General features: G+C 52.4%; 15 protein-coding genes. 8 read left to right on the forward strand and 7 right to left on the reverse strand.

What is annotated here, in order from left to right:
• The 4 genes from EZ315_RS04460 to EZ315_RS04475 are packed head-to-tail and all read right to left on the reverse strand — an operon-like array spanning position 1 to position 4,879.
• Positions 1–1,305, reverse strand: coding sequence for an acetyl-CoA hydrolase/transferase family protein (locus EZ315_RS04460; RefSeq protein ID WP_170957459.1), 1,305 nt, complete (start codon positions 1,303–1,305; stop codon positions 1–3).
• Positions 1,306–1,322: 17 nt separating this feature from the next.
• Entirely contained in the window at positions 1,323–2,633 is a 1,311-nt protein-coding gene (locus EZ315_RS04465) for a pyridoxal phosphate-dependent aminotransferase (RefSeq protein ID WP_135470966.1), read from the reverse strand.
• A gap of 9 nt (positions 2,634–2,642) precedes the next feature.
• Positions 2,643–3,215 carry an indolepyruvate oxidoreductase subunit beta gene (locus EZ315_RS04470; protein ID WP_135470968.1) on the reverse strand — a complete coding sequence of 191 codons (573 nt, stop codon included), beginning with the start codon at positions 3,213–3,215 and terminating at the stop codon, positions 2,643–2,645.
• A 44-nt stretch (positions 3,216–3,259) separates the two neighbouring features.
• Positions 3,260–4,879: a thiamine pyrophosphate-dependent enzyme gene (locus EZ315_RS04475; protein ID WP_135471909.1), complete on the reverse strand. Its 1,620-nt coding sequence runs from the start codon at positions 4,877–4,879 to the stop codon at positions 3,260–3,262.
• Positions 4,880–5,190: 311 nt separating this feature from the next.
• Between EZ315_RS04475 and EZ315_RS04480 the strand changes: the two genes are divergently transcribed.
• On the forward strand, positions 5,191–5,514 hold the full coding sequence (locus EZ315_RS04480; RefSeq protein ID WP_135470970.1) for a T9SS type A sorting domain-containing protein: 324 nt from the start codon (positions 5,191–5,193) through the stop codon (positions 5,512–5,514).
• 15 nt (positions 5,515–5,529) lie between these two features.
• A complete protein-coding gene (locus EZ315_RS04485) occupies positions 5,530–6,492 on the forward strand; it encodes a diacylglycerol/lipid kinase family protein (protein WP_135470971.1) in 963 nt (320 codons plus the stop codon).
• Positions 6,493–6,709: 217 nt separating this feature from the next.
• On the opposite strand, the gene EZ315_RS04490 is transcribed toward EZ315_RS04485, so the two are convergent.
• Entirely contained in the window at positions 6,710–8,986 is a 2,277-nt protein-coding gene (locus EZ315_RS04490) for an NADP-dependent malic enzyme (RefSeq protein ID WP_135470973.1), read from the reverse strand.
• 280 nt (positions 8,987–9,266) lie between these two features.
• Between EZ315_RS04490 and ruvX the strand changes: the two genes are divergently transcribed.
• The gene (gene ruvX / locus EZ315_RS04495; RefSeq protein WP_135470974.1) at positions 9,267–9,686 is read left to right on the forward strand and encodes a Holliday junction resolvase RuvX; all 420 of its coding nucleotides are present in this window, start codon (positions 9,267–9,269) and stop codon (positions 9,684–9,686) included.
• A gap of 98 nt (positions 9,687–9,784) precedes the next feature.
• Positions 9,785–10,348 (forward strand): peptide deformylase, encoded by a 564-nt coding sequence (gene def, locus EZ315_RS04500; RefSeq protein ID WP_135470976.1) that lies wholly within the window; start codon positions 9,785–9,787, stop codon positions 10,346–10,348.
• Positions 10,349–10,555: 207 nt separating this feature from the next.
• On the opposite strand, the gene EZ315_RS04505 is transcribed toward def, so the two are convergent.
• The gene (locus tag EZ315_RS04505; RefSeq protein WP_201757132.1) at positions 10,556–12,214 is read right to left on the reverse strand and encodes a nucleoside kinase; all 1,659 of its coding nucleotides are present in this window, start codon (positions 12,212–12,214) and stop codon (positions 10,556–10,558) included.
• A 271-nt stretch (positions 12,215–12,485) separates the two neighbouring features.
• On the opposite strand from EZ315_RS04505, the gene pheT reads away from it, so the two are divergent.
• The gene (gene pheT / locus EZ315_RS04510; RefSeq protein WP_135470980.1) at positions 12,486–14,954 is read left to right on the forward strand and encodes a phenylalanine--tRNA ligase subunit beta; all 2,469 of its coding nucleotides are present in this window, start codon (positions 12,486–12,488) and stop codon (positions 14,952–14,954) included.
• Positions 14,955–15,006: 52 nt separating this feature from the next.
• Complete coding sequence (locus EZ315_RS04515) at positions 15,007–15,756, forward strand: YebC/PmpR family DNA-binding transcriptional regulator (protein WP_135470982.1); 750 nt, start codon at positions 15,007–15,009, stop codon at positions 15,754–15,756.
• Between the two features lie 88 nt (positions 15,757–15,844).
• On the opposite strand, the gene EZ315_RS04520 is transcribed toward EZ315_RS04515, so the two are convergent.
• Complete coding sequence (locus tag EZ315_RS04520) at positions 15,845–16,486, reverse strand: sigma-70 family RNA polymerase sigma factor (protein WP_135470983.1); 642 nt, start codon at positions 16,484–16,486, stop codon at positions 15,845–15,847.
• Between the two features lie 202 nt (positions 16,487–16,688).
• Between EZ315_RS04520 and EZ315_RS04525 the strand changes: the two genes are divergently transcribed.
• Entirely contained in the window at positions 16,689–17,864 is a 1,176-nt protein-coding gene (locus EZ315_RS04525) for a FecR family protein (RefSeq protein ID WP_135470985.1), read from the forward strand.
• Positions 17,865–17,941: 77 nt separating this feature from the next.
• Positions 17,942–21,604 (forward strand): SusC/RagA family TonB-linked outer membrane protein, encoded by a 3,663-nt coding sequence (locus EZ315_RS04530; RefSeq protein ID WP_170957460.1) that lies wholly within the window; start codon positions 17,942–17,944, stop codon positions 21,602–21,604.

A 21,604-nucleotide genomic window follows, 5' to 3' on the forward strand; every position in this document is an offset into this window, starting at 1 on the left:
TTACTTCAACCGTGAATAAGAATAACCGAACCGCTCAAATGCCGCGCGGTCAAGAGCCTCACGGTCATCGGGATTGGCGATTGATATGAGCAGCCGGGCCCGTTCAGGAAGATTGCGACCACGCAGATCCACGGCACCATGCTCAGTCACCACATAGTTGCCCTGGAAACGAGTTGTGGCCACGCCTGCACCCTGAGTGAGCACAGGCTTGATCTTGCCCATACCTTTCGTTGTGGTGGATGTCATGGCAAGGAACGAACACCCGCCTTCGCTGCGCGATGCCCCATAAACGAAATCATGCTGTCCGCCTATGCCTGAGAAGATGCGTGTGCCTATCGATTCGGCACATATCTGACCTGTAAGGTCTATCTCAAGGCACGAATTGATAGCCATCACCTTGGGGTTCTGCGCTATGACGAACGGATCGTTAGTCCAAGCCACATCCTTGAACACCATATCCTTATTATAATCCATAAGATCGTACAGCCCGCGTGATCCGAGAGCGAGACATGCCACCGATTTGCCGGGCATAACACGCTTGAGAGAATTGTCGATCACGCCCGACTCTATCAATGGGAGCACTCCATCGGTCATCGCTTCGGTGTGCAGACCGAGATGGCGATGACCGGAGAGAGCACGTATGACTGCATTAGGTATCCCCCCTACTCCGATCTGCAAAGTGGCTCCGTCGGGAATGAGTGCCGCAATGGCTTCTCCAATGGCAGTCTCCACAGGTCCCGGCTCGGGAGTGGGGACTTCTACCAACGGATCATCCACGAGCACAGCCGCATCAAGACGCGACACATGTATGACAGGGTCACCGTAACTGAACGGCATGTGAGGATTGAGCTGAGCTATTACCACGCGGGCGCATTCCGACGCAGAGAATGCCAGGTCGGCGGACACTCCGAAACTCACATAGCCATCCTTGTCGGGCATGGAACAGTTGAGCAGGCACACATCCACACGCCAGGTGCCGTCACGAAAAAGAGCGGGCACTTCCCCGAGGAAACGAGGAGTTGTGGCTCCGTAGCCGTCAGCAATCCAGCGTCGCACATTGGACGACACGAAGCAAGTGTCGACAAGAAAGGAATCCTTATACTCAGGCTTGCAATACGGAGCCTCACGATTCGACACAGAGAATCCGGAGTACAGAACCACGCCTCGAAGCTCGTCGCCCCGGCGGGTCATCGCATCCACAAGTGTCTCGGGAACCGATGTGCTACCTTGTATAAACACATGGTCTCCGCTCTTTATGAGTTTTGCGGCATCGTCTGCCGACATAAGATTGGGAATATTTTGCATTGCAATAAATGGCTGGATTATGCGGGATGATTTTTATGGAATGCTGCAAGACGCTCCTCAAGGCGTGAAAATGTGTCGGGATCATTGAGCATCGACACACACACCCTCAGACCCTCCTGACGGCTGCCGGTAGAGGGTAGCGAGATGGTCGACACTCCGTAGCGCATAAGTTCCCTCTGTAGATCCGACCCGGTGAAACCCGGATATCCTACCGTAAAGAAGAAACCATCGGAAATGGGACGGTCACCGTCAACGTCATACACTATATGGAAACCATTGTCGGTGAAAGCTTTCTTTGCCAGAGCGGCACGCCGTCCATATTCCTGCGCCTCTTTAACGAAGTCAAGCCTTCCATCGACAGCAGCTCTAAGCATCTCCGCAAAGCCATATTGCACCGAGTGGGCGACACCCGACGACGCACAGTACAACACTCCGAAAATGTAGGCATCACCGAAAGCTGGCATCTCATAGAATCTCTCCAGATAATCATAGCAACGGTCATACAGTTCAGGTGGCATACACACCACTGCGATACGCTGTCCGGCATAGCTGAATATCTTAGAAGCAGACACAAGGAGCAGACAGCGGGAAGTGTATTTAGCCACCGTCGGGACAAAAGGCTCTGTGTAAGGCACTCCGTAACGCACACGGAAATCCATGCCGAGATATGCATGGTCCTCAACGATAACCACATCATGTTTCTCGGCAAGGCGCGCCAGCACCTTGTACTCGGTGTCAGTTAGATTGAACCATGCCGGATTATTGGGGTTGCTGTACACTATCGCCGTGATGTTACCTTTGGCAAGCAACGGTTCAAGGCGCGCCTCAAGAGCCTCGCCACGGCAATCGTATATGTCGACCGACTCCTGCTTTATGCCAAGCAGTTTTGCCTGATGATGCTGTGCGGGGAAACCCGGATCAAGGAACAGGATAGTGTCTTTGCCAGGTATACGCTGAGCGAGCAGCAGGAACAGAGTGAAAGTCGCCTGCATGGAGCCTACAGTGGGCACAATGCAACGTCCGGGAATATCTATATCGAGAAATGCTTTCAAAAAGTCCGAGGCATTCTCCTTAAGCGGCTTGATGCCGGAGATGTTGGGATATTGGTTGGCTATACCCTGAAGAAGTGCGGCATGCTCTGCCTCTATACCTATCTGCGAGGCAGGTAGTCCGGGATTGCCCATCTCAAGATGCACGAACGGATCCCCCAGGCGTGCTTCAAGACGGTTGGCAAGAGCGAGTATCTGACGTATGGTGGCTGAAGAAATGTCGGTTATATTCATCGCCGACATCTCGGCATTCAGAAAGTCGGTTGATACAGGTTCCATATCTTGAATCTATTTACCCTGCTCCATACCGGCACGGAATGCAGCGAGATTGTTTTCGACAATTTTTTCACCTTTAGCCATGAATATAGTGCGTATGCTCTCTTCAAGCACCTCGGCGGGCAGACCTATATATGGAGCCGCAGCTCCGAGAAGAGCCATATTGGAAGAACGCGGCGATGCCACCTCCTTAGCTATAGCCTCGGCTGCAATGGTGACAGTGCCTGGCACAGCTGTGAGTTCGGAAAGCACAGCCTCAAGCTCAGGATAATTGGTGATATTGACAAACGGATCGGTGGATGTTATCACCCTGCCTCCGGGCGCGAGCAGATGCACATAGCGCAGAGCCTCCATAGGTTCGAGCGAAATCACCAGGTCCACTTTACCGGATGGTATAAGATCGGAAGCTATGGGGTCGGAACTGAGCCGGAGGCACGACATCACATCACCTCCACGTTGGCTCATGCCGTGAACCTCAGCCTGCTTCAGATGAAGATTGAGCCTGAGGGCTGCATCACCGAGTATAGTGGCTATCGAGAGGATACCTTGTCCTCCCACGCCGGCAAGAATTATGTCTGATTTCATTGTTTACGTGTCTTGTTACGGGGATTGAATATATCGGGAGGAATCTATTTTGCTTTTTTCACATGACGTCGGGCTGTCTGTATGCACTCGCGACGAGCAATGATTACCGACAAGCCTTCGTGAGCGAATTCGCCGGTGAACAGGGCTTTCATGTCCTCAAATGTCTTTGGCAGGGAGTCGATGGTGTGGAGCCTCTGACGGTCCACTCCGAGACCGAGGCATATCTCCTCAAGCTTGCCGGTGCCCTGCGAGTCCTGACCTCCGGTCATGCCAGTAGTGAGATTGTCGGAGATTATCACCGTCATAGGTGTATTCTCGTTCACGGCATCAAGAAGCCCGGTCATGCCGGAATGCGTGAATGTGGAATCGCCTATTATGGCGACAGCCGGATGCTGACCGGCATCTGCGGCACCCTTTGCCATAGTGATGGAAGCACCCATGTCGACACAGGTGTCAATGGCATTGAACGGAGCAAGCCAGCCAAGGGTGTAACATCCTATGTCGCCGAACACCTTGGGCGAAGAGAACTCTTCGAGGGCGGCGTTGAGTGCGGCATACACGTCACGGTGTCCGCATCCCTGGCAAAGTGCCGGCGGACGCGCCACCACATTGCGGGCAAACGGTTTCTCTTCATGTATAAGATGGCTATAGTCAGGGGCGAGAGCCGCTACAGCACGAGCCACACTGTCGGGATTAAGCTCTCCATCTATAGGTATGATTCGGTCAAGCTTGCCGAAGATTTTCGGTCCGCAGTCAAGGAGCCCGCGCAGAGAGTCCTCAATGAACGGCTGCCCCTCTTCCACCACAAGAATCGAGTCGCACTGTGAGGCGAGTTCAGCCACGAGCTTTCGGGGCACAGGATACTGCGATATCTTCAACACCGGGAACGGACAGTCGGCTCCGAGCACCTCGCGCACATAGTTATGACCTATGCCTGAAGCAATGATGCCGATACGGCGGTCGGACCCCGGAGTGAGGCGATTGTAGGGCGATGACACTGCCAGCTCCTCCATCCTGTCACGGTCATCGATCAGACGGCGATAACGCTCACGGGAATTTACAGGCATGAGCACCCACTGCCGTGGATTTTCCGGATATGAGAACGGCATCTCGTCGGAGGGAGCATCATCCACCTCGACCACAGCACGTGAATGGGACAGACGGGTGACAAGACGCATAAGCACCGGAATACGCAGACTCTCCGAAAGTTCAAAGCCGTAGCGTGCCATGTCATATGCCTCCTGCTGGTCGGACGGCTCAAGGACAGGCATCAACGCAAACTTTGCATAGAACCGCGAGTCCTGTTCATTCTGCGACGAATGCATCGAAGGATCATCGGCGGCTATCACAAGAAGCCCGCCATTAGCACCTGTCATGGCTGAATTAACAAAGGGATCGGCAGCCACATTAAGCCCCACATGCTTCATGGAGACAATGGCTCGCTTACCGCAGAACGACATGCCGAGAGCCTCCTCCACAGCAGTCTTTTCGTTGGATGACCAATGCGAATGGATATTACGCTGGCGAGCGACCGGATTGGACTGAACGAATTCCAGAATTTCAGTCGAGGGGGTGCCGGGATATGCATACGCCCCTGATAGGCCGGCGTCAATGGCACCTAATGCCAAAGCCTCGTCGCCGAGAAGAAGTTTTTTTGTTTTCATCATAGATTTTAGGTTATGTCCGCCTCATTGCTGTAAATTTGTCAAACTGTCTCTGCACCAAGCCATACAGCCAAAGCCATGTGGCATATCACCAGGTCCGTTTCAACTAAAAATCCAACTACTCCGGCTTAACATTTAATATTATACACTCTCTTAAATAAACGGTAAAACCGTGCGCTAATTTAGGGATAACGTTGATGAAAAACAAGAACGCATCGTATGTTATACAACATATAGCAGCACACCTTTGTCCGGCCTTTATAATAGCATGTTTGCGGAAATGGAGTAGAAATCGTAAATTTGCGACAGAAATGCGACAGCTACTGACCATATTGGTTGTAACCATTTGCGCCATTGCGGCTTCGAGCGCAACTCCGCGCTGGGAGGGTGTCGATATGCCCGTGCCTGAACTGTCGGCTGACAGCCGCGACAGTGACAGCAACATAGATGTATCGGTCAAGGACGGATACGTATATGTGGCAACACCCCGCAAGGTGACAGTAAAGCTGTTCACCATCCTCGGACAGCTCATCAGTGAGGCAACACTCGATGCAGGGACCCACAGGCTTCGCATTTCAGCCCGCGGGGTGTATATTCTCAAGGCAGGAACATCCACCCGACGTGTCACCATCTAAACAGCCTATAACAAAATGAAAGCACGCCTCATCATAAATCCCATATCCGGAACTGCGAGCAAAGCAGGGCTTGACCGTTACGTGACCGACGCTCTCTCATCATGCGGATGGGAAATCGAGGTCACCTACACGCAGTGTCACGGCGATGCCACACGGCTTGCGGCAGAAGCTGTCGAGATGGGCTACGATGCGGTGTTCGCAGCCGGGGGCGACGGCACTATCAACGAGACCGCCGATGCCTTGTGCGGCTCGGAGACATCCCTCGGCATAATACCGTGCGGTTCGGGCAACGGACTCGCACGTCATCTCGGAATCCCTATCGACATACGTGAGGGAGTCAAGGTGATACATGACGAGATGCCACGCAGCATCGACTATGCCACCGTGAACGGCAGAAAATTCTTCTGCACCTTCGGTGTTGGATTCGATGCCGCCGTAAGTGCTGCTTTCGCCGAGAAGAAAAGACGAGGCAAACTTACTTACATACAGAGCACATTCGAGACCTACGCCCACTACGAGCCGGAACTGTACACCATTACAGCCAACGGCAGACGCATCACAGAAAAAGCGTTCCTGGTAGCTGTGTGCAATGCATCCCAATACGGAAACAATGCCTACATAGCTCCAAATGCCACTATTGACGACGGTCTGCTTGACGTGACTATAATCCATGCAGGCAACACACTGTCGACCGCTCTTGTAGGATTCGATATGCTAATAGGCAACATCGAAAAAAATGTGTTAATCCACACCTTCCGCACCCCGGCAATCACAATAGAGCGCACTCACGACGGTGCTGCACATCTTGACGGCGAGCCATTGGTACTTGACAGTCATCTTGAGATCAGTTGTCACCACCGTAAGCTCAAAGTGTTCGCCCCTGAGTCTCAGCAGGCTTTCAAACCCATCATAACCCCGGCATCAGCTATGCTCGCCGACTTCAAGCTTGCTGTCAACAAACTCTTCCAAAAAGGTTAGGCTCCTCCGGTTTTTTGGTCCATAGGACCATAGGGCAAAAAGACCAAAGGTCCAGAGAGCTATAGGATAATTTAAAAGACAAGAGAACAGGAGAACTTTTTTATAGACCAAAATGTGAACCGTAATATAGATTAAAAAACTATAGTCCTCTGGTTCTCTGGTCAAAAAGTTCTCCTGTTCTCTTGTCTTTTAAATTATCCTATAGCTGTCCCTTAATTCAACATTTATTGTCAAGCACGGCAGCGTCGAGAACAGCTACAGCAATAAGATTAAGGATATCGCGCACATCGGCATCCACATTTATAAAGTGTACAGGCTTTTTGAGACCCATCTGGATAGGACCGATTGACTCGCCTACCCCCATCTCAAGCATCAGACGGTAAGCAGCATTGGCTGCCGATAGATTGGGGAACACCAAAGTGTTGACCTCCTTGCCCATTAGCTTATTGAACGGGAACACCTTGTCGCGGACAGCACTGTTGAGAGCATAGTTGATCTGCATCTCACCGTCAATAGGCAGTTCGGGAAACTCCTCATGCATACGCTCAACCACCTTGTGGACCTTGGTGCACTCAGGCTCCTCGTTGGAACCGAAATTGGAGTACGATACCATAGCCATCACAGGATCGTGTGCAAAGAACTTCACTGCATCGGCTGTGAGACGCGTGATATCCATAAGGGTCTCCTCATCGGCATTTCCGTTTATCATGGTGTCGGCAAGGAAGTAAGTCCCCTTTGTGGTCTCAAGCACATGCATTGTGGCAAAATGGCTTATGCCATCCTTCATGCCTATCACCTCGCGGGCTATTATTCCGGTCTTATTGTTGGCGGCACGTGTACCGGCAATGAAAGCGTCGGCATCGCCGTTCTCCACCATCATCATGCCGAAATAGTTGCGGTCAAACATCTTGTCGAGCGCACTCTCGAAATTCTCGCCCTGACGCTGACGCTTCTCTGAAAGCTTCTCGGCATACTTCTCTCTTCGTGCAGCCTCACGGTCATGGCGAAGATTGACTATTTCTATACCTGAGATATCAAGTCCCAGACGCACAGCACGCTTCTCGATCATCTCCTCATTGCCAAGCAGGATAGGTATGCAGAGACCGTCGGCAGCGGCGATAGTTGCGGCCCGGAGCATATTGTCAGTATTGGCTTCGGCAAACACCACACGCTTGGGATTGCAGCGTGCAGCCTCATTGAGCCGGCGGGTAAACTTGCGGTCGTTGCCCTTTAGGCGCAGAAGTTTCTCATCGTAGGCAGCCCAATCACCGATAGGACGACGCGCCACTCCGCTCTCCATCGCACCGCGTGCCACGGCAGGACTCACCGCTGTGAGAAGGCGGGGATCGAAAGGAGTGGGGATTATATATTCGCGACCGAATTTCAGATTGGCACGGCCATAGGCGGCATTCACCACCTGAGGCACAGGCAGCTTAGCTATCTCGGCAATGGCACGCACAGCATAGATCTTCATTGTCTCGTTTATCTCAGTCGCACCGCAGTCAAGCGCGCCGCGGAATATATATGGGAACCCGAGCACATTGTTGATCTGATTGGGGTAATCGGAACGTCCTGTAGCCATGATGATATCCGGACGTACAGAGGTTGCCACCTCATAGGCTATCTCGGGATCAGGATTGGCAAGTGCAAACACTATAGGGCGCGGTGCCATCGACTTCACCATCTCAGGTGTCACTACATCCTTAACCGAAAGCCCGAGGAACACATCGGCATCCTTCATAGCCTCAGCGAGAGAGCTAAGAGGCCGTGAAGTGGCGAAGAAGGCCTTCTGGGGATTGAGGTCAGTGCGCTTGTCGGAGATCACCCCTTTGCTGTCGCACATCACCACATTCTCCTTCTTAACACCAAGGGCTATATATAGCTTGGTACATGACACCGCAGCCGCTCCGGCCCCATTGACCACAAGCTTCACATCCTCTATACGCTTCCCCTGTATCTCAAGGGCATTTAGAAGACCTGCCGCCGATATTATGGCTGTGCCATGCTGGTCGTCGTGCATCACCGGAATGTCCATTTCCGCCTTAAGCCGGGTCTCTATTTCAAAACATTCGGGAGCTTTTATATCCTCAAGATTGATACCTCCGAAAGTAGGTCCGAGAGCCTTGACTATTGAGATGAATTTCTCAGGGTCCTTCTCGTCAACCTCTATGTCGTAGCAGTCAAGTCCGGCGAAAATCTTGAAAAGCAGAGCCTTTCCCTCCATCACAGGCTTTCCTGCAAGCGCACCGATGTCACCGAGACCGAGCACAGCAGTGCCGTTGGAGATAACAGCTACAAGATTCCCCTTGTCGGTATAATCATAAGCTTTCTCAGGAGCTTCCTGTATTTCAAGACAAGGATAAGCCACGCCGGGAGAGTAAGCGAGAGCAAGGTCAGCCTGTGTGGCATAAGGCTTGGTAGGTATAACTTCTATTTTGCCGGGGCGCGGATACTTGTGATAATCCAACGCCATCTGCTTTGTAACTTTTGCCATATTATGAATTAAATTTCGCAATTTGGATACAAAGTTAACAAATTATAGGCTAAAATTGAAATTTCAATTACACATTGATAAGGATTTTTAACTCTACTGACATTTTTAAATATTATTCTCGATTTACTATGATTTCTGATAAGCCTAAAGACCACATATTGCGGATAGCGAGTTAAAATCTGTTATCCCAATGGCATCATATGCACAACAGCCTCAACAACCATATGATATCAAGTTTGCTAAGATTAAATTATTTGCGTAATTTTGCGGACGTAAAAAAATGGGACGGATACTTGCCATAGATTACGGTCGACGTCGCTGCGGGCTTGCAGTGACCGATCCGTTGCGCATAGTAGCCACAGCACTTGCCACAATCCCCCCAGTTGAACTTGTGTCCTTCATCAAGGAATACATGTCACGCGAAGTGGTCGACGAGATTGTGGTCGGGCTTCCCACCACCATGCGTGGCGAGCCGTCCGACTCCATGCGCTACATCACCCCGGCAATGGGACGTCTGCGCAAAGAATTCCCAGGAATGAAATTTACAATGTGGGACGAACGTTTCACCTCCACCCTCGCCCATCGTGCCATGCTCGACGCAGGGGTCAAGAAGAGTGACAGGCGCGACAAGGGAGCCATCGACCGCATGGCGGCAGTGATAATCCTGAATTCCTACCTGTCATCATCAGCCGTCATATAAAAACGGAGATGTGACAGAGCCCCCGCCCATAACAACCGACACAAAGATCAAGAACTTATAAACCCAATAACACCGCTGCCTGACAGGCAGAAAAAGCAATGCGCCTCCCAGTATATCTTTACGGACACCCTGTGCTACGCAAGAGCTGCTCCGACATAGCTCCCGACCGAGAAGGTCTAAAAGAACTTATCGAAAACATGTATGCCACAATGTACGACAGCGAAGGCGTAGGCCTTGCCGGACCGCAGATAGGTCTTGCTGAACGCATAGTGGTAATAGATGCCGACCCCGTAAAAGATTCTTTCCCGGAATGCGAAGGGCGTAGATTCACTCTCATCAACCCCGAAGTGGAAGTGCTCGACGGCGACACCGTGACCCGGGCTGAAGGATGCCTCAGCCTTCCGGGCCTGTCAGAGAACGTGCCGCGTGTGGAACATATACGCCTGCGCTGGGTGGACGAGAATTTCCAGCCTCATGAAGAGGAGATCTCAGGATTCCTTGCCCGCATAGTACAGCACGAATGCGACCACCTCGAAGGAAAACTCTACATCGACCATATATCCATGATACGCCGCCAGCTCATAAAGAGCAAACTCAACGGCATACTCACCGGCCGTGTGCGTTGCGACTATCCTGCCAAATACGTCCCCCGAAAAAAATGACTATGGGACCAGAAAGTCTTAGGACCATAGGATTATATTATTAAAAGACAGGAGAACAGGAGAACTTTTTTCAGACCAGAGAACCAGAGACCTATAGTTTTAATCTATATTCCGGCTCATATCCTGGTCTGAAAAAAGTTCTCCTGTTCTCCTGTCTTTTAATATTATCCTATAGCTCTTTGGCCCTATAGTCCTAAAAGGTTGCATTCAATACTTGAACGAGGAGCCGCCAAGGAACTCTCGAATAAGCGAAGTGGGCGGGATAAGCCTCGACGAGACCGAAGCAAAATAGCCAAGGAAATGCCTCAGGCGGTGAGCCTGTGCATATTCAGGCACATCGCGGGGCACTGTACGCAACACCCGCTCAGCCTCATCGCGCATCACACTAAGCTCAAATATGAACGATGAATTGAACATCGAATCAGCATTTTCCTGATAAGGGAATATCCATCTCTCCTCACCGCGGCGCACACTCGGCCAGCGGCGTATGGTCGACATGGCGGAAGTGCCGCGATACTTATAGTCTCGGATTATGCGGCGGAGCAGACGGTTGTCGGTGGTCGACACCCAGTTATGGTCATCAATGGAGATGGTGGAAAGCGCGGAGACGTACACCCTGTACTTCATCTCGTCAGCCACCGCACTTGTCAGTTCCGGATTAAGCCCGTGTATCCCCTCAATAAGCAGGACACCGTCAGCAGGAAGCGATATCCTCTTACCTTTGAACTCACGTATACCTTTTTCAAAATTGTATGTGGGGATCTCCACCTCATCACCTTTTATGAGGGCACACAGATGCTCGTTGAACAGCTCCAGATCAAGAGCCATAAGGGATTCGTAATCATAGTCGCCGGTCTCGTCCCTCGGAGTGAGATGACGGTCCACAAAATAATCATCAAGCGAGATCATCACAGGTCGCAGCAGATTGGTGAGCAGCTCTATGGCGAGCCTCTTGGTGAAAGTGGTCTTGCCCGAAGAGGAAGGTCCGGCTATGAGCACTACCTTGGCTCCCCCTGCCCTGTGACGGTCAGTGATTGTCTGGGCTATCCCGCGTATATGTTTGGTGTGAAGTGCCTCTGCCACATTGATCATCATGCCAGACTCCCCGCTCTCCACAGCTCGGTTAAGCGAACCGGCATTACTTATACCTATGATACGGTTAAACTCCTGATATGCCTGGAATGCGCGGAACAGTTTGGGCTGATACCTCTCCTTGGCAGGGCATCCCGCATCCGAAGGGTCACATCCAAGAAGCAGGAAACCCTCCTCATAAGGCACAAACCCAAACTCACCCAGAAGCCCTGTACGCGGCACCAATGGCGACAGAGTGGTATCAGCCAGTCCGTCAAGGCGGTAATATATTGTATATAGCTCGTGGAGCGACTCAAGCAGTGCCACCTTGGCATACAGCCCCTGTTCACGGAACATATCTATCACCTCGGCTGTAGGCTTCTCCTTGCGCTCGATGGGGAGGTCGGCGGCTATCAGACGGCGCATCTCCGAAGCAATGTCGCGTGCTGCCATCTCCCTGTCAAGATCGATTTCCGTGATACGCACATAGTATCCTCCCGACACGGCGTTGCATATCTCAAGCCGTGCACCGGGGGCCACACGCGTCACCGCACGGTATAGCACCATGCAGAGCGAACGTATATAGCAACGCTGCCCGGCGGCATCACCCACAGGGACAAACTCTACCTGCTTCGGAGCATAGAGGGGGAACGACAAGCCCTCCTCCTTGTTATTTACGCGGGCACACAACGGAGTGAAACCAAGGCGTCCGGCAAGACGCCCCACCACACTCTGCAACGTCTCCCCTCCTTCAAAGGGGACATATTCCTTAAGATTGACACAGTAGAGTTTCATAACTATAACCTGATGAATGAATGTGACACTTCAGCTTGTCATTGCCAAATTTATCAAAATTTTGCTTATACTCCAAGCCCATTATCCATAATAACCAATATCCGCGACAAAAAGTTGCACCGGCACTATCCGGGAGAAAGAATGCTCCGATATTCTGATTATTTCGCCAATCGTCTGCTTGACAACAAAAAAATTATCTGTTTTAATGGTTTGAGATAGTGAGATATTGCACTTAAATTTGTACCTTTGCCGATTGAAAAAGCATTCTTTTATGAATATTTCCTACAATTGGCTTAAAAAATACATCGATTTTGACCTCACACCTGACGAAGTTGCGGCAGCACTGACCTCGACCGGACTTGAGACCGGCAGTGTCGAGGAGGTCGAATCCATCCGCGGAGGTCTGCGCGGAATAGTCATAGGCAAAGTGCTCACATGTGTGGAGCATCCCAACAGCGACCATCTACACATCACAACCGTTGACCTCGGCGACGGCGAAGCCACACAGATAGTGTGCGGCGCGCCCAATGTCGCAGCAGGTCAGACAGTAGTGGTCGCCACAGTAGGCACCACGCTCTACGGAGCGGAGGGAGAGGAATTCCAGATAAAGAAATCCAAAATACGCGGTGTGGAATCCTTCGGCATGATATGTGCCGAGGACGAGATAGGCGTAGGCAACTCCCATGACGGCATCATCGTTATAGCCGAGGATGTCAAGCCCGGCACTCCTGCCGCCGAGTACTTCGGACTCACATCCGACTATGTGCTTGAAGTGGACCTCACTCCCAACCGTATCGACGCAGCATCGCACTATGGTGTGGCACGCGACCTCGGAGCATGGCTCTCATGCCATGCCAAGCCTGGAAATCTCACACGTCCATCGGTGGAAGCCTTCGCAATCGAAGCTCCCGAAGGCGGCGTGAAGGTAAGAGTCGACAACACCGAGGCATGCCCCCGCTACAGCGGAGTCACCATCACAGGTGTCACAGTAAAGGAATCCCCAAAATGGCTCCAGGATCTCCTGTCTGCCGTAGGGTTGCGCCCTATCAACAACATCGTCGACATAACCAACTACCTGCTCCATGCAATGGGCCAGCCACTCCACTGCTTCGACGTCGATAAGATCGCAGGCGGAGAAGTGATTGTAAGGAATGCCGAGCAGGGCGCAAAATTCGTCACTCTCGACGGCGTGGAACACACACTCGACTCGCGCGACCTCATGATATGCAACACACGCGAGCCGATGTGCATAGCCGGAGTGTTCGGAGGTCTGGACTCCGGTGTCACCGAATCCACGACATCTGTATTCCTTGAGAGTGCTTATTTCAATCCTACATCGGTGCGCAAGACCGCTCGCCGACACGGACTCAACACTGACTCTTCTTTCCGTTTCGAACGCGGTGTCGACCCCAACAACACCACCTATGTGCTCCACCTCGCCGCCCTTATGGTGAAGGAGCTTGCAGGAGGCACCATCACAGGTCCCGAAATCGACATATACCCCTCAGTGATCGAGCCGGCAGAAGTGACCCTTGATTTCGATTACGCCACCCGGCTTGTGGGTAAACACATCCCCTCCGACACCATGATCGCCATCCTCAAGAGCCTTGAGATGGAGATTATGACTGCCGGCGAGAAGGATGTCACCGTCAAGGTGCCCACCTATCGCGTCGATGTGACACGCCCATGCGATGTGGTCGAGGATATACTGAGAATCTACGGTTACAACAATGTGGAAATCTCCTCCACAGTCCACTCCTCACTATCCTACAAGAGCCGCGAGGATGAAGAGAACAGTCTGCGCGACCTCATCAGCGAGCAGCTGTGCGGAGAAGGCTTCAACGAGATCCTCAACAATTCCCTGACACGCGAAGCCTACTACGCCGATCTCGAACAGATGTCGGCGGACCATTGCGTCAGGCTCCTCAACCCATTGAGCAACGACCTCAATGTGATGCGCCAGACACTCCTGTTCGGCGGTCTCGAATCAGCCTCCCACAACATCAACCGCCGCGAAAGCGACCTGCTGATGTATGAGTTCGGCAACGTATACATATTCAACCCGGAAGCCAAAGGCAATCCCGAAGCAGTTCTCGCACCCTACAGGCAACACTCACGCCTTGGCATATGGATGAGCGGACTTCTCCGTCAGCCATCATGGGCACGCTCTGCCGCCGAGGTAACATTCTACGACCTCAAGGCTGTGGTAGCCAACATACTCCGCCGACTCGGCATTTCCGCCTCAGAGATAAAATATACCACATCAGCCAACGAGATTTATGCTGCCGGACTCGACATCTCCACTCGTTCAGGCAAGCAGATAGGCTCGCTCGGCATCCTCGCCAAGAAGATTCTCAACAAGGCAGACATCAAGCAGGCTGTCATGTATGCCGAGCTTGACTGGAACACCCTTGTCGGACTCTCCGTCAAGAAAAAAGTGACTTTCGCCGCACTGCCGAAGACCCAGGCCGTGAAACGCGACCTCGCGCTATTGCTCGACAAGAACATCACTATGGAACGTGTCGAAGCCACAGTTCGAGCCAGCGAAAAACGTCTGCTGAAGGACATCTCTCTATTCGACGTTTACGAAGGGAAGAATCTCCCGGAAGGCAAAAAGTCCTATGCCATCACCCTCACACTTCAGGATGATGAGAAGACACTCCAGGACAAACAGATCGAAGCTGTGATGAGCAAGGTGATAACCAATCTCACCAAGCAGCTCGGAGCAGAACTCAGATAGAGTGCCTCAACTGACCTTAATTATCAAAAAAATTATACTATAATACTTTACAATGGGAAGAGCATTTGAATACCGCAAAGCCCGCAAGCTCAAACGCTGGGGCAATATGTCCCGCACATTCACACGCATAGGCAAGGAAATCACCATCGCCGCAAAAGCAGGCGGACCGGACCCCTCCACCAACCCTCGTCTGCGTGCTCTCATGCAGAACGCCAAGGCTGCAAATATGCCAAAGGACACAGTGGAACGCGCCATCAAGAAAGCCACTGACAAGGACGCAAGCGACTACAAGGAGATCATCTACGAAGGATACGGACCCTTCGGTATCGCAATCGTGGTCGAGGCTGCAACCGACAACAACACCCGCACCGTGGCAAACGTGCGTTCCTACTTCACAAAGCACGGCGGCACTCTCGGCACCCAGGGTTCACTCTCATTCATGTTTGACCACAAGAGCGTATTCAAGATCAAGCCCAAAGAAGGAGTCTCACTCGAAGACCTCGAACTTGAGCTTATCGATTACGGCGTGGACGAACTTGAGGATATCGTTGACGAGGAGTCGGGCGACGAGCAGGTAGTGCTCTATGGTGCTTTCGAGGAATACTCCAATATACAGAAGTACCTTGAGGACAACGGCTTTGAGATCATCTCATCCGAGTTTGAGCGCATCCCCCACGAGCTCAAGGAGGTCACCGCCGAGCAGCGTGTCACCCTTGAGAAACTCCTCGAAAAATTTGAGGACGACGAGGATGTACAGAACGTGTTCCACAACATGAAGGAAGAGGATGGCGACGCGGAGTAATCACTCCCCGGAAAGCTAATCTTAATACAGACCTTACTCAGATCCCCTGTGTCCTGGCTATCAGGACACAGGGGATCTGTCTATATTTTCACAGCAGCTCACACCCTGACCGCATCTCATCGACAATCCTCATCAATAACGACGGCGAATCCGATACCCTCGTCATCACATAAAGCATAATCAGCGTATTGGCATCCGCTCCAAGATAGCCGCGCAGCAGGTCAAGCATTCGGGCTTTTCGTTTCTTCACCGTGATCTCGGCGACATCAAGCATTCGGGCAATCTCCTGATTTTTCAGACCCTGCTCAAAATTCAGCCTGAATATCTCCTTGTATTGGTCAGGCAATCTCTCTATGGCAGCAAAAAGAGTGTCGAGAGCCTCCTGGCGCATAAGCCAATAGGAGCAATCGTGCTCCACATCATCCCCTCCGCAATCGTTCAGTGCCTCCGAGGCATAGTCATCGACAATACCCCTGTGGCGCAACAGGTTAGAAACCCTGCGCCTCACACACTGAAGCATATACCATCGCCAGTGCACAGCACTCTCTATCTCATCACGGTGCTCATAAGTCGAAAGCACTGCATCCTGTACGGCATCCTCCGCCATAAACGCCATCTTTGCCCCGAGCATACGCGATGCAAAGGTCAACAATCCCGGATACATAATCTTGTAGAAAGGGACCATCTGACCGGCAAGAAAACATCTATAGAGCGATTCGTAATCTATCATGCCTGATTGAATTGCAGCAAAGTTATAAAGTTTTATCCCAAATCACAAGAATAATGCAAGTTTTAGGAGTCTATTTAAGATAAAAGCCCCATATATTCCATCAAATTCATATACCATAATATTTATTTTAAAAAATTTGGTGAAATAAGTATACTTTTATGCAATACGCGTGTAATCTATGTTAAATACCCAATTATAATCCATGGACTACGACCGTCACATAACCCGCCTCATATATCTGCGCATGATAGGCACCATATCTCCATCCGACAACCAACGGCTGGAAGAATGGCTGGACGCCGATCAGGCCCACCGACGATTCTTCGAAAGCCTGTCGGATTATGACACCCTGTCCGAAGAAATGCTCATGCGAAGCGCGGTTGACTACCGCCGTCCCGCTCTCGACATGACCCGGATCATCCGCTCCAGACGCCGGGCATGCATATCACGGCGCATAATACGTGCGGCAGCCATACTGGCAGCCATAATAGCCATCGGTACGACACTGCTTTTCCTCTCCCCTGTCCGCCTCTCCACAAGTATCGGCGACAGCCGTCAGCACATAGCCGAGACACCTCCGGCAAAAAGCCTCGACGACTTTGTGGCAGGATCACCCAAAGCCACAGTCACAAACTCCACAGGACAGACCATCTCACTCTCAGCCAATGAATCAGGGCGCGATGGTGCCGACTGCTTCATCACCCCTCCCTCCCCTACCCCCGAGGAGCTATGCCTCGAAGTGCCACGCGGAGGGGAATTCAAAATCATCCTTGAGGACTCAACCGAAGTATGGCTCAACTCCGAGTCGACCATACGTTACCCAGAAGCATTCGGCTCCGGCGAACGCCGTGTGGCAGTGACCGGAGAAGTATATTTCCAGGTAAAGAAAGACCCTTCCCGGCCATTCTACGTGGAGACCGACCGTCAGGTAGTACGAGTATACGGCACAAGCTTCAACATACGCGCCTACCACGATGAGCCGGCCACCTACACCACACTTGAGACCGGCTCCATATCCCTCTCCCAATCCTCAGCCCCGTCAGGAGAACTGTTCCTCTCTCAAGGTCACCAGGCAATACTCGACCACACATCCGACCGCATCAACATGTCGGTAGTTGACCCCGGCGTGGTTACATCCTGGCGGCACGGACGCTTCATCTTCGAAAATCAGACGCTCGAACGCATAATGCGCGACCTCAGCCGATGGTATGACTTCCATTACGAATTTACCGACCAATCCCTGTCCTCCCGCATATTCATGGGAAGCATACCGCGATACTCCGACTTCCGCACAGTGATACAAGTACTTGAGAACTGCGGACACATACGCTTCACCGTCTCCCCCTCCGACAACAAGATACTGATTTCGGAAGAATGACACCCAACCACATAGTAATATATACCTTAAAACGTAATATATACCTTAAAACCAAATCATATCAATCACATCAGCCTATGAAACCAAGACTCCTATGGTTACTTGCAATGGTATTGTGTGTGCATATGTATGCCGGCGCACAGACGACATACAATGCGACATTCAGCAACGCAACTGCCGAAACGGCGATCCGGATTCTCAAACAAAGTACCGGATATGACTTCGTCTATGAGAAATCCCTCATAACCAATAATTCATCCACTGTATCAGGGAGCTACCATAACACTTCACTATCGGACCTCCTTAATGCCACTGTAGAGCAGCAGCTCGGGCTGTCATATAAGATTGTAGGCACCACCGTGTCACTGTCCGAAAGAAAAAAGGGTTCCACCACATTCGACGCTAATATAACAGGCACTGTGGTCGACGAGTCAGGCGAACCGCTCGCGGGAGCCACCATCATGCTCAAAGGCACTCACTACGGTGTCAGTGCCGACATCGACGGCCGATTCAGCATCCATGTACACCACACCGACCCATCGCTCGAATTTTCCTACGTGGGCATGCATCCACAGTCTGTACGACTTACCAGAAACAACATAGGGAAGCCGCTAAACGTCACCCTCCGCACCAATGCATCGACTATGGATGAAGTGGTAGTAACAGGCTATCAGAACATCAAGCGCGAAAATGCCACCGGCTCCTACACCATACTCTCGGGCGACGAAATCAACAAGCGTCACATAGCCGACATCACTTCGGGCCTCGAAGGCAACATACCCGGACTCGTAAACAAGCGCAACAAATACGCCACAGGTGAAAACAATATCGTCATACGCGGTGTCGGCACATTCACAGCCTCGACTGCACCGCTCGTTGTGGTCGACGGACTCCCCATCGAGGGCGGCATCGAGACAGTCAACAACTATGACATCAAGTCGGTGACCGTGCTCAAGGACGCTTCGGCAGCCGCCATCTACGGCGCACGCGCATCCAACGGCGTCATCGTCATCACCACCAAGCAGGCTGACCGCGAAAAGCTCTCTGTAGAATTCAATGCCGACCTCTCAATCTCGGGAAAGACCGACTACTCCAAGGCAGGATGGGCCTCGGCGGCACAGGCCATACAGCTCGAACAGCTCAACTGGAACGGCATGAAGGACAAAGATCCCGATCAGTTCAACGCCCTGCTCAGCCGCTACAACGACTATGACCAGCGCATAGGCCTCTCTCCGGTGACCCGCATGTTAGTGCGCAACTATCTCGGTGAACTCGACACCGATGTCATGAACAACACCCTCGACCAGTGGGCGCGCAACGACTACCGACGCGAGTGGCAGGACGCCGCCGAGCGCACACGCATAGCCCAGACCTACAACCTCTCGCTCCGGAATCAGGGCAAAGTGCTCGCATCGAGCTTCACTTTCAACTACTCCGACGACAACCTCGGAATGAAGAAAGAAAACAACCGCTCACTCCAGTTCCGCTACAAAGGAGACCTCAAGGCTGCAAAGTGGCTCGACCTTTCATTCTCAGTCAACGTCATCAACAACCGCACTAAGCGCAATGCCACCGGAGCCTACAGCGAAATCAACAGCTTCTACCCCTATCAGAGCATGTATAACCCCGACGGCTCACTCGCCCGCATGGAAGCCGACGCCATGCTCGACAATCCCGTGTTCGAGAATCCGGCTTTCGGACTGATGGACCACTCCTACAATCTCCGCAACGAGATCGGACTCAACACATCCAAAACTACCGGCACCAACATACGCGCCTATGTACACGCCCTCTTCCACCTCCCTGTGCAGGGATGGAACGCTTCGGTGATGTATCAGCACGAGGACATACAGCAACAGTCAGAGACCGAATACTTTAAAAACTCCTATTATGCCCGCGACATCTATAACCGCTATACCACAGGCGGAGTCACCAAGGTATGGGAGGTTGACCCCTCTGTCGACTTTTGGGACGTATATGACAATCCCGACGCCTACCCCGGCTACTCAGTCTTCAACCCCGTAACTGGTGACTTTTTCTATGACGAAAACGGCAATTTTGCTGCCGCAAAGCAGGTAGAACAACTTCTCCCATTGAAACACCACGTGCCCGAAGGCGGCATGCTCATATCATCCAACACCCACAGCCGCTTCTACACCTTCCGTGCGCAGACCGACTTCAACCGCACTTTCGGCAAGCACGACATCAGCGTCCTCGCCGGCTTCGAATACCGCCAGACCAAGTCAAGCGGCTCATCCGCAGCCTATCTCGGCTATGATCACCAGACCCTCACCAACCAGAACACCCACGTCGACTGGGACTTCGTCAACGGCTTCGGCCAGATGGGCATACTCGGCACAAGTTGCCCCCCCTCAGGCGTTTACGCTAACTTCGGCACCTCCGAAACCCTCCACCGCTTCTACAGCTACTACTTCACCGGCAGCTACGTGTATGACTCCCGCTACAGCGTATTCGGATCATACCGCGTGGACAAGGCCGACCTCTTCGGCACCGACCCGAAATTCCGCGGACGTCCCCTATGGTCGGTAGGCGGCTCATGGAACGCCCACAACGAAGCATTCCTCCAGCCTCTTAACTGGCTCGACGCCCTAAAGCTCCGCGTCTCCTACGGTCTGACCGGAAACATCAACTCCAACGCCAAGTCAGTCATGACCGCAAGCCTCTCGACCAACCGCTTCAACGGCGGCATCATGGGCGAGATACAGGAGGCTCCCAACGACCAGCTCCGCTGGGAGAAGACAGCCACATGGAACTGGGGTCTTGACTTCGCCCTTTTCGGCTACCGCCTCAACGGCTCGGTCGACGCTTACCGCAAATACAGCACCGACATCCTCACCGACGTGGCTCTTGACATCACCTCGGGCTTCGAGGACCTGCTGCTCAACGCGGGCGAGATGCTCAACACCGGTGTCGAGCTACAGCTCAACGGCCGCATACTCCCCTCCAATTCTCGCAAACAGCTGGGCATCAACCTCGGACTGACATTCGGATACAACCATAACAAGGTCAAGAAAGTGTACTTCCATCCCCACACCGGCTCGGAGTTCCGCTCCATGGAACTCAAGCAGGGCTATCCCCTCAACACAGTTATCGGTGTCGACTATGCCGGATATGTCACCGACGACAAGGGCATCACCTACGGAACATGGCGTGACCACAACGGCGAGATCCACAACACATCACTCTCATCGGCCGACTTCAAGATAGAGGACTGCGTATATCTCGGCACATCGACCCCCGTATGGACCGGCGGCATCATCCCGGAGATACGCTACCAGGGCTTCACACTCTCAGCCATGATGCACTACTACGGCGGCCACTACATGAACACCGACCCGCGCGTATGGGGCATCACCTCGACCAGAGGCGGATCAGCAGCATCCGAACTTGACTTCTGGAACGGTGTGGAAGGTGCCGTCCCCAACGGATATCTCACAAAATATTACGACTCGCGCACCATGCAGATAGCCTCATCGGACTATCGCAACTACTCGCGTGCCGACTACCTGAAGCTCCGCTCCATCACACTCTCCTACGAGTTTGAGCGCAAACTCATACGCCGCATCGGACTCAGCGACCTGAGCCTCCGCTTCCAGGTCGACAACGTAGCCACATGGGCACGCAACGGCCGCAGCTGGGACCCCGAAGCAACACGCATGGGCGGAATCCCCGTCAAGACTCCGTCGACCTACACCATGAGCATTTTCCTCAACCTCTAA

Origin of the sequence: Duncaniella freteri (assembly GCF_004766125.1) — a bacterium.
GTDB classification, from domain to species: Bacteria; Bacteroidota; Bacteroidia; order Bacteroidales; family Muribaculaceae; genus Duncaniella; species Duncaniella freteri.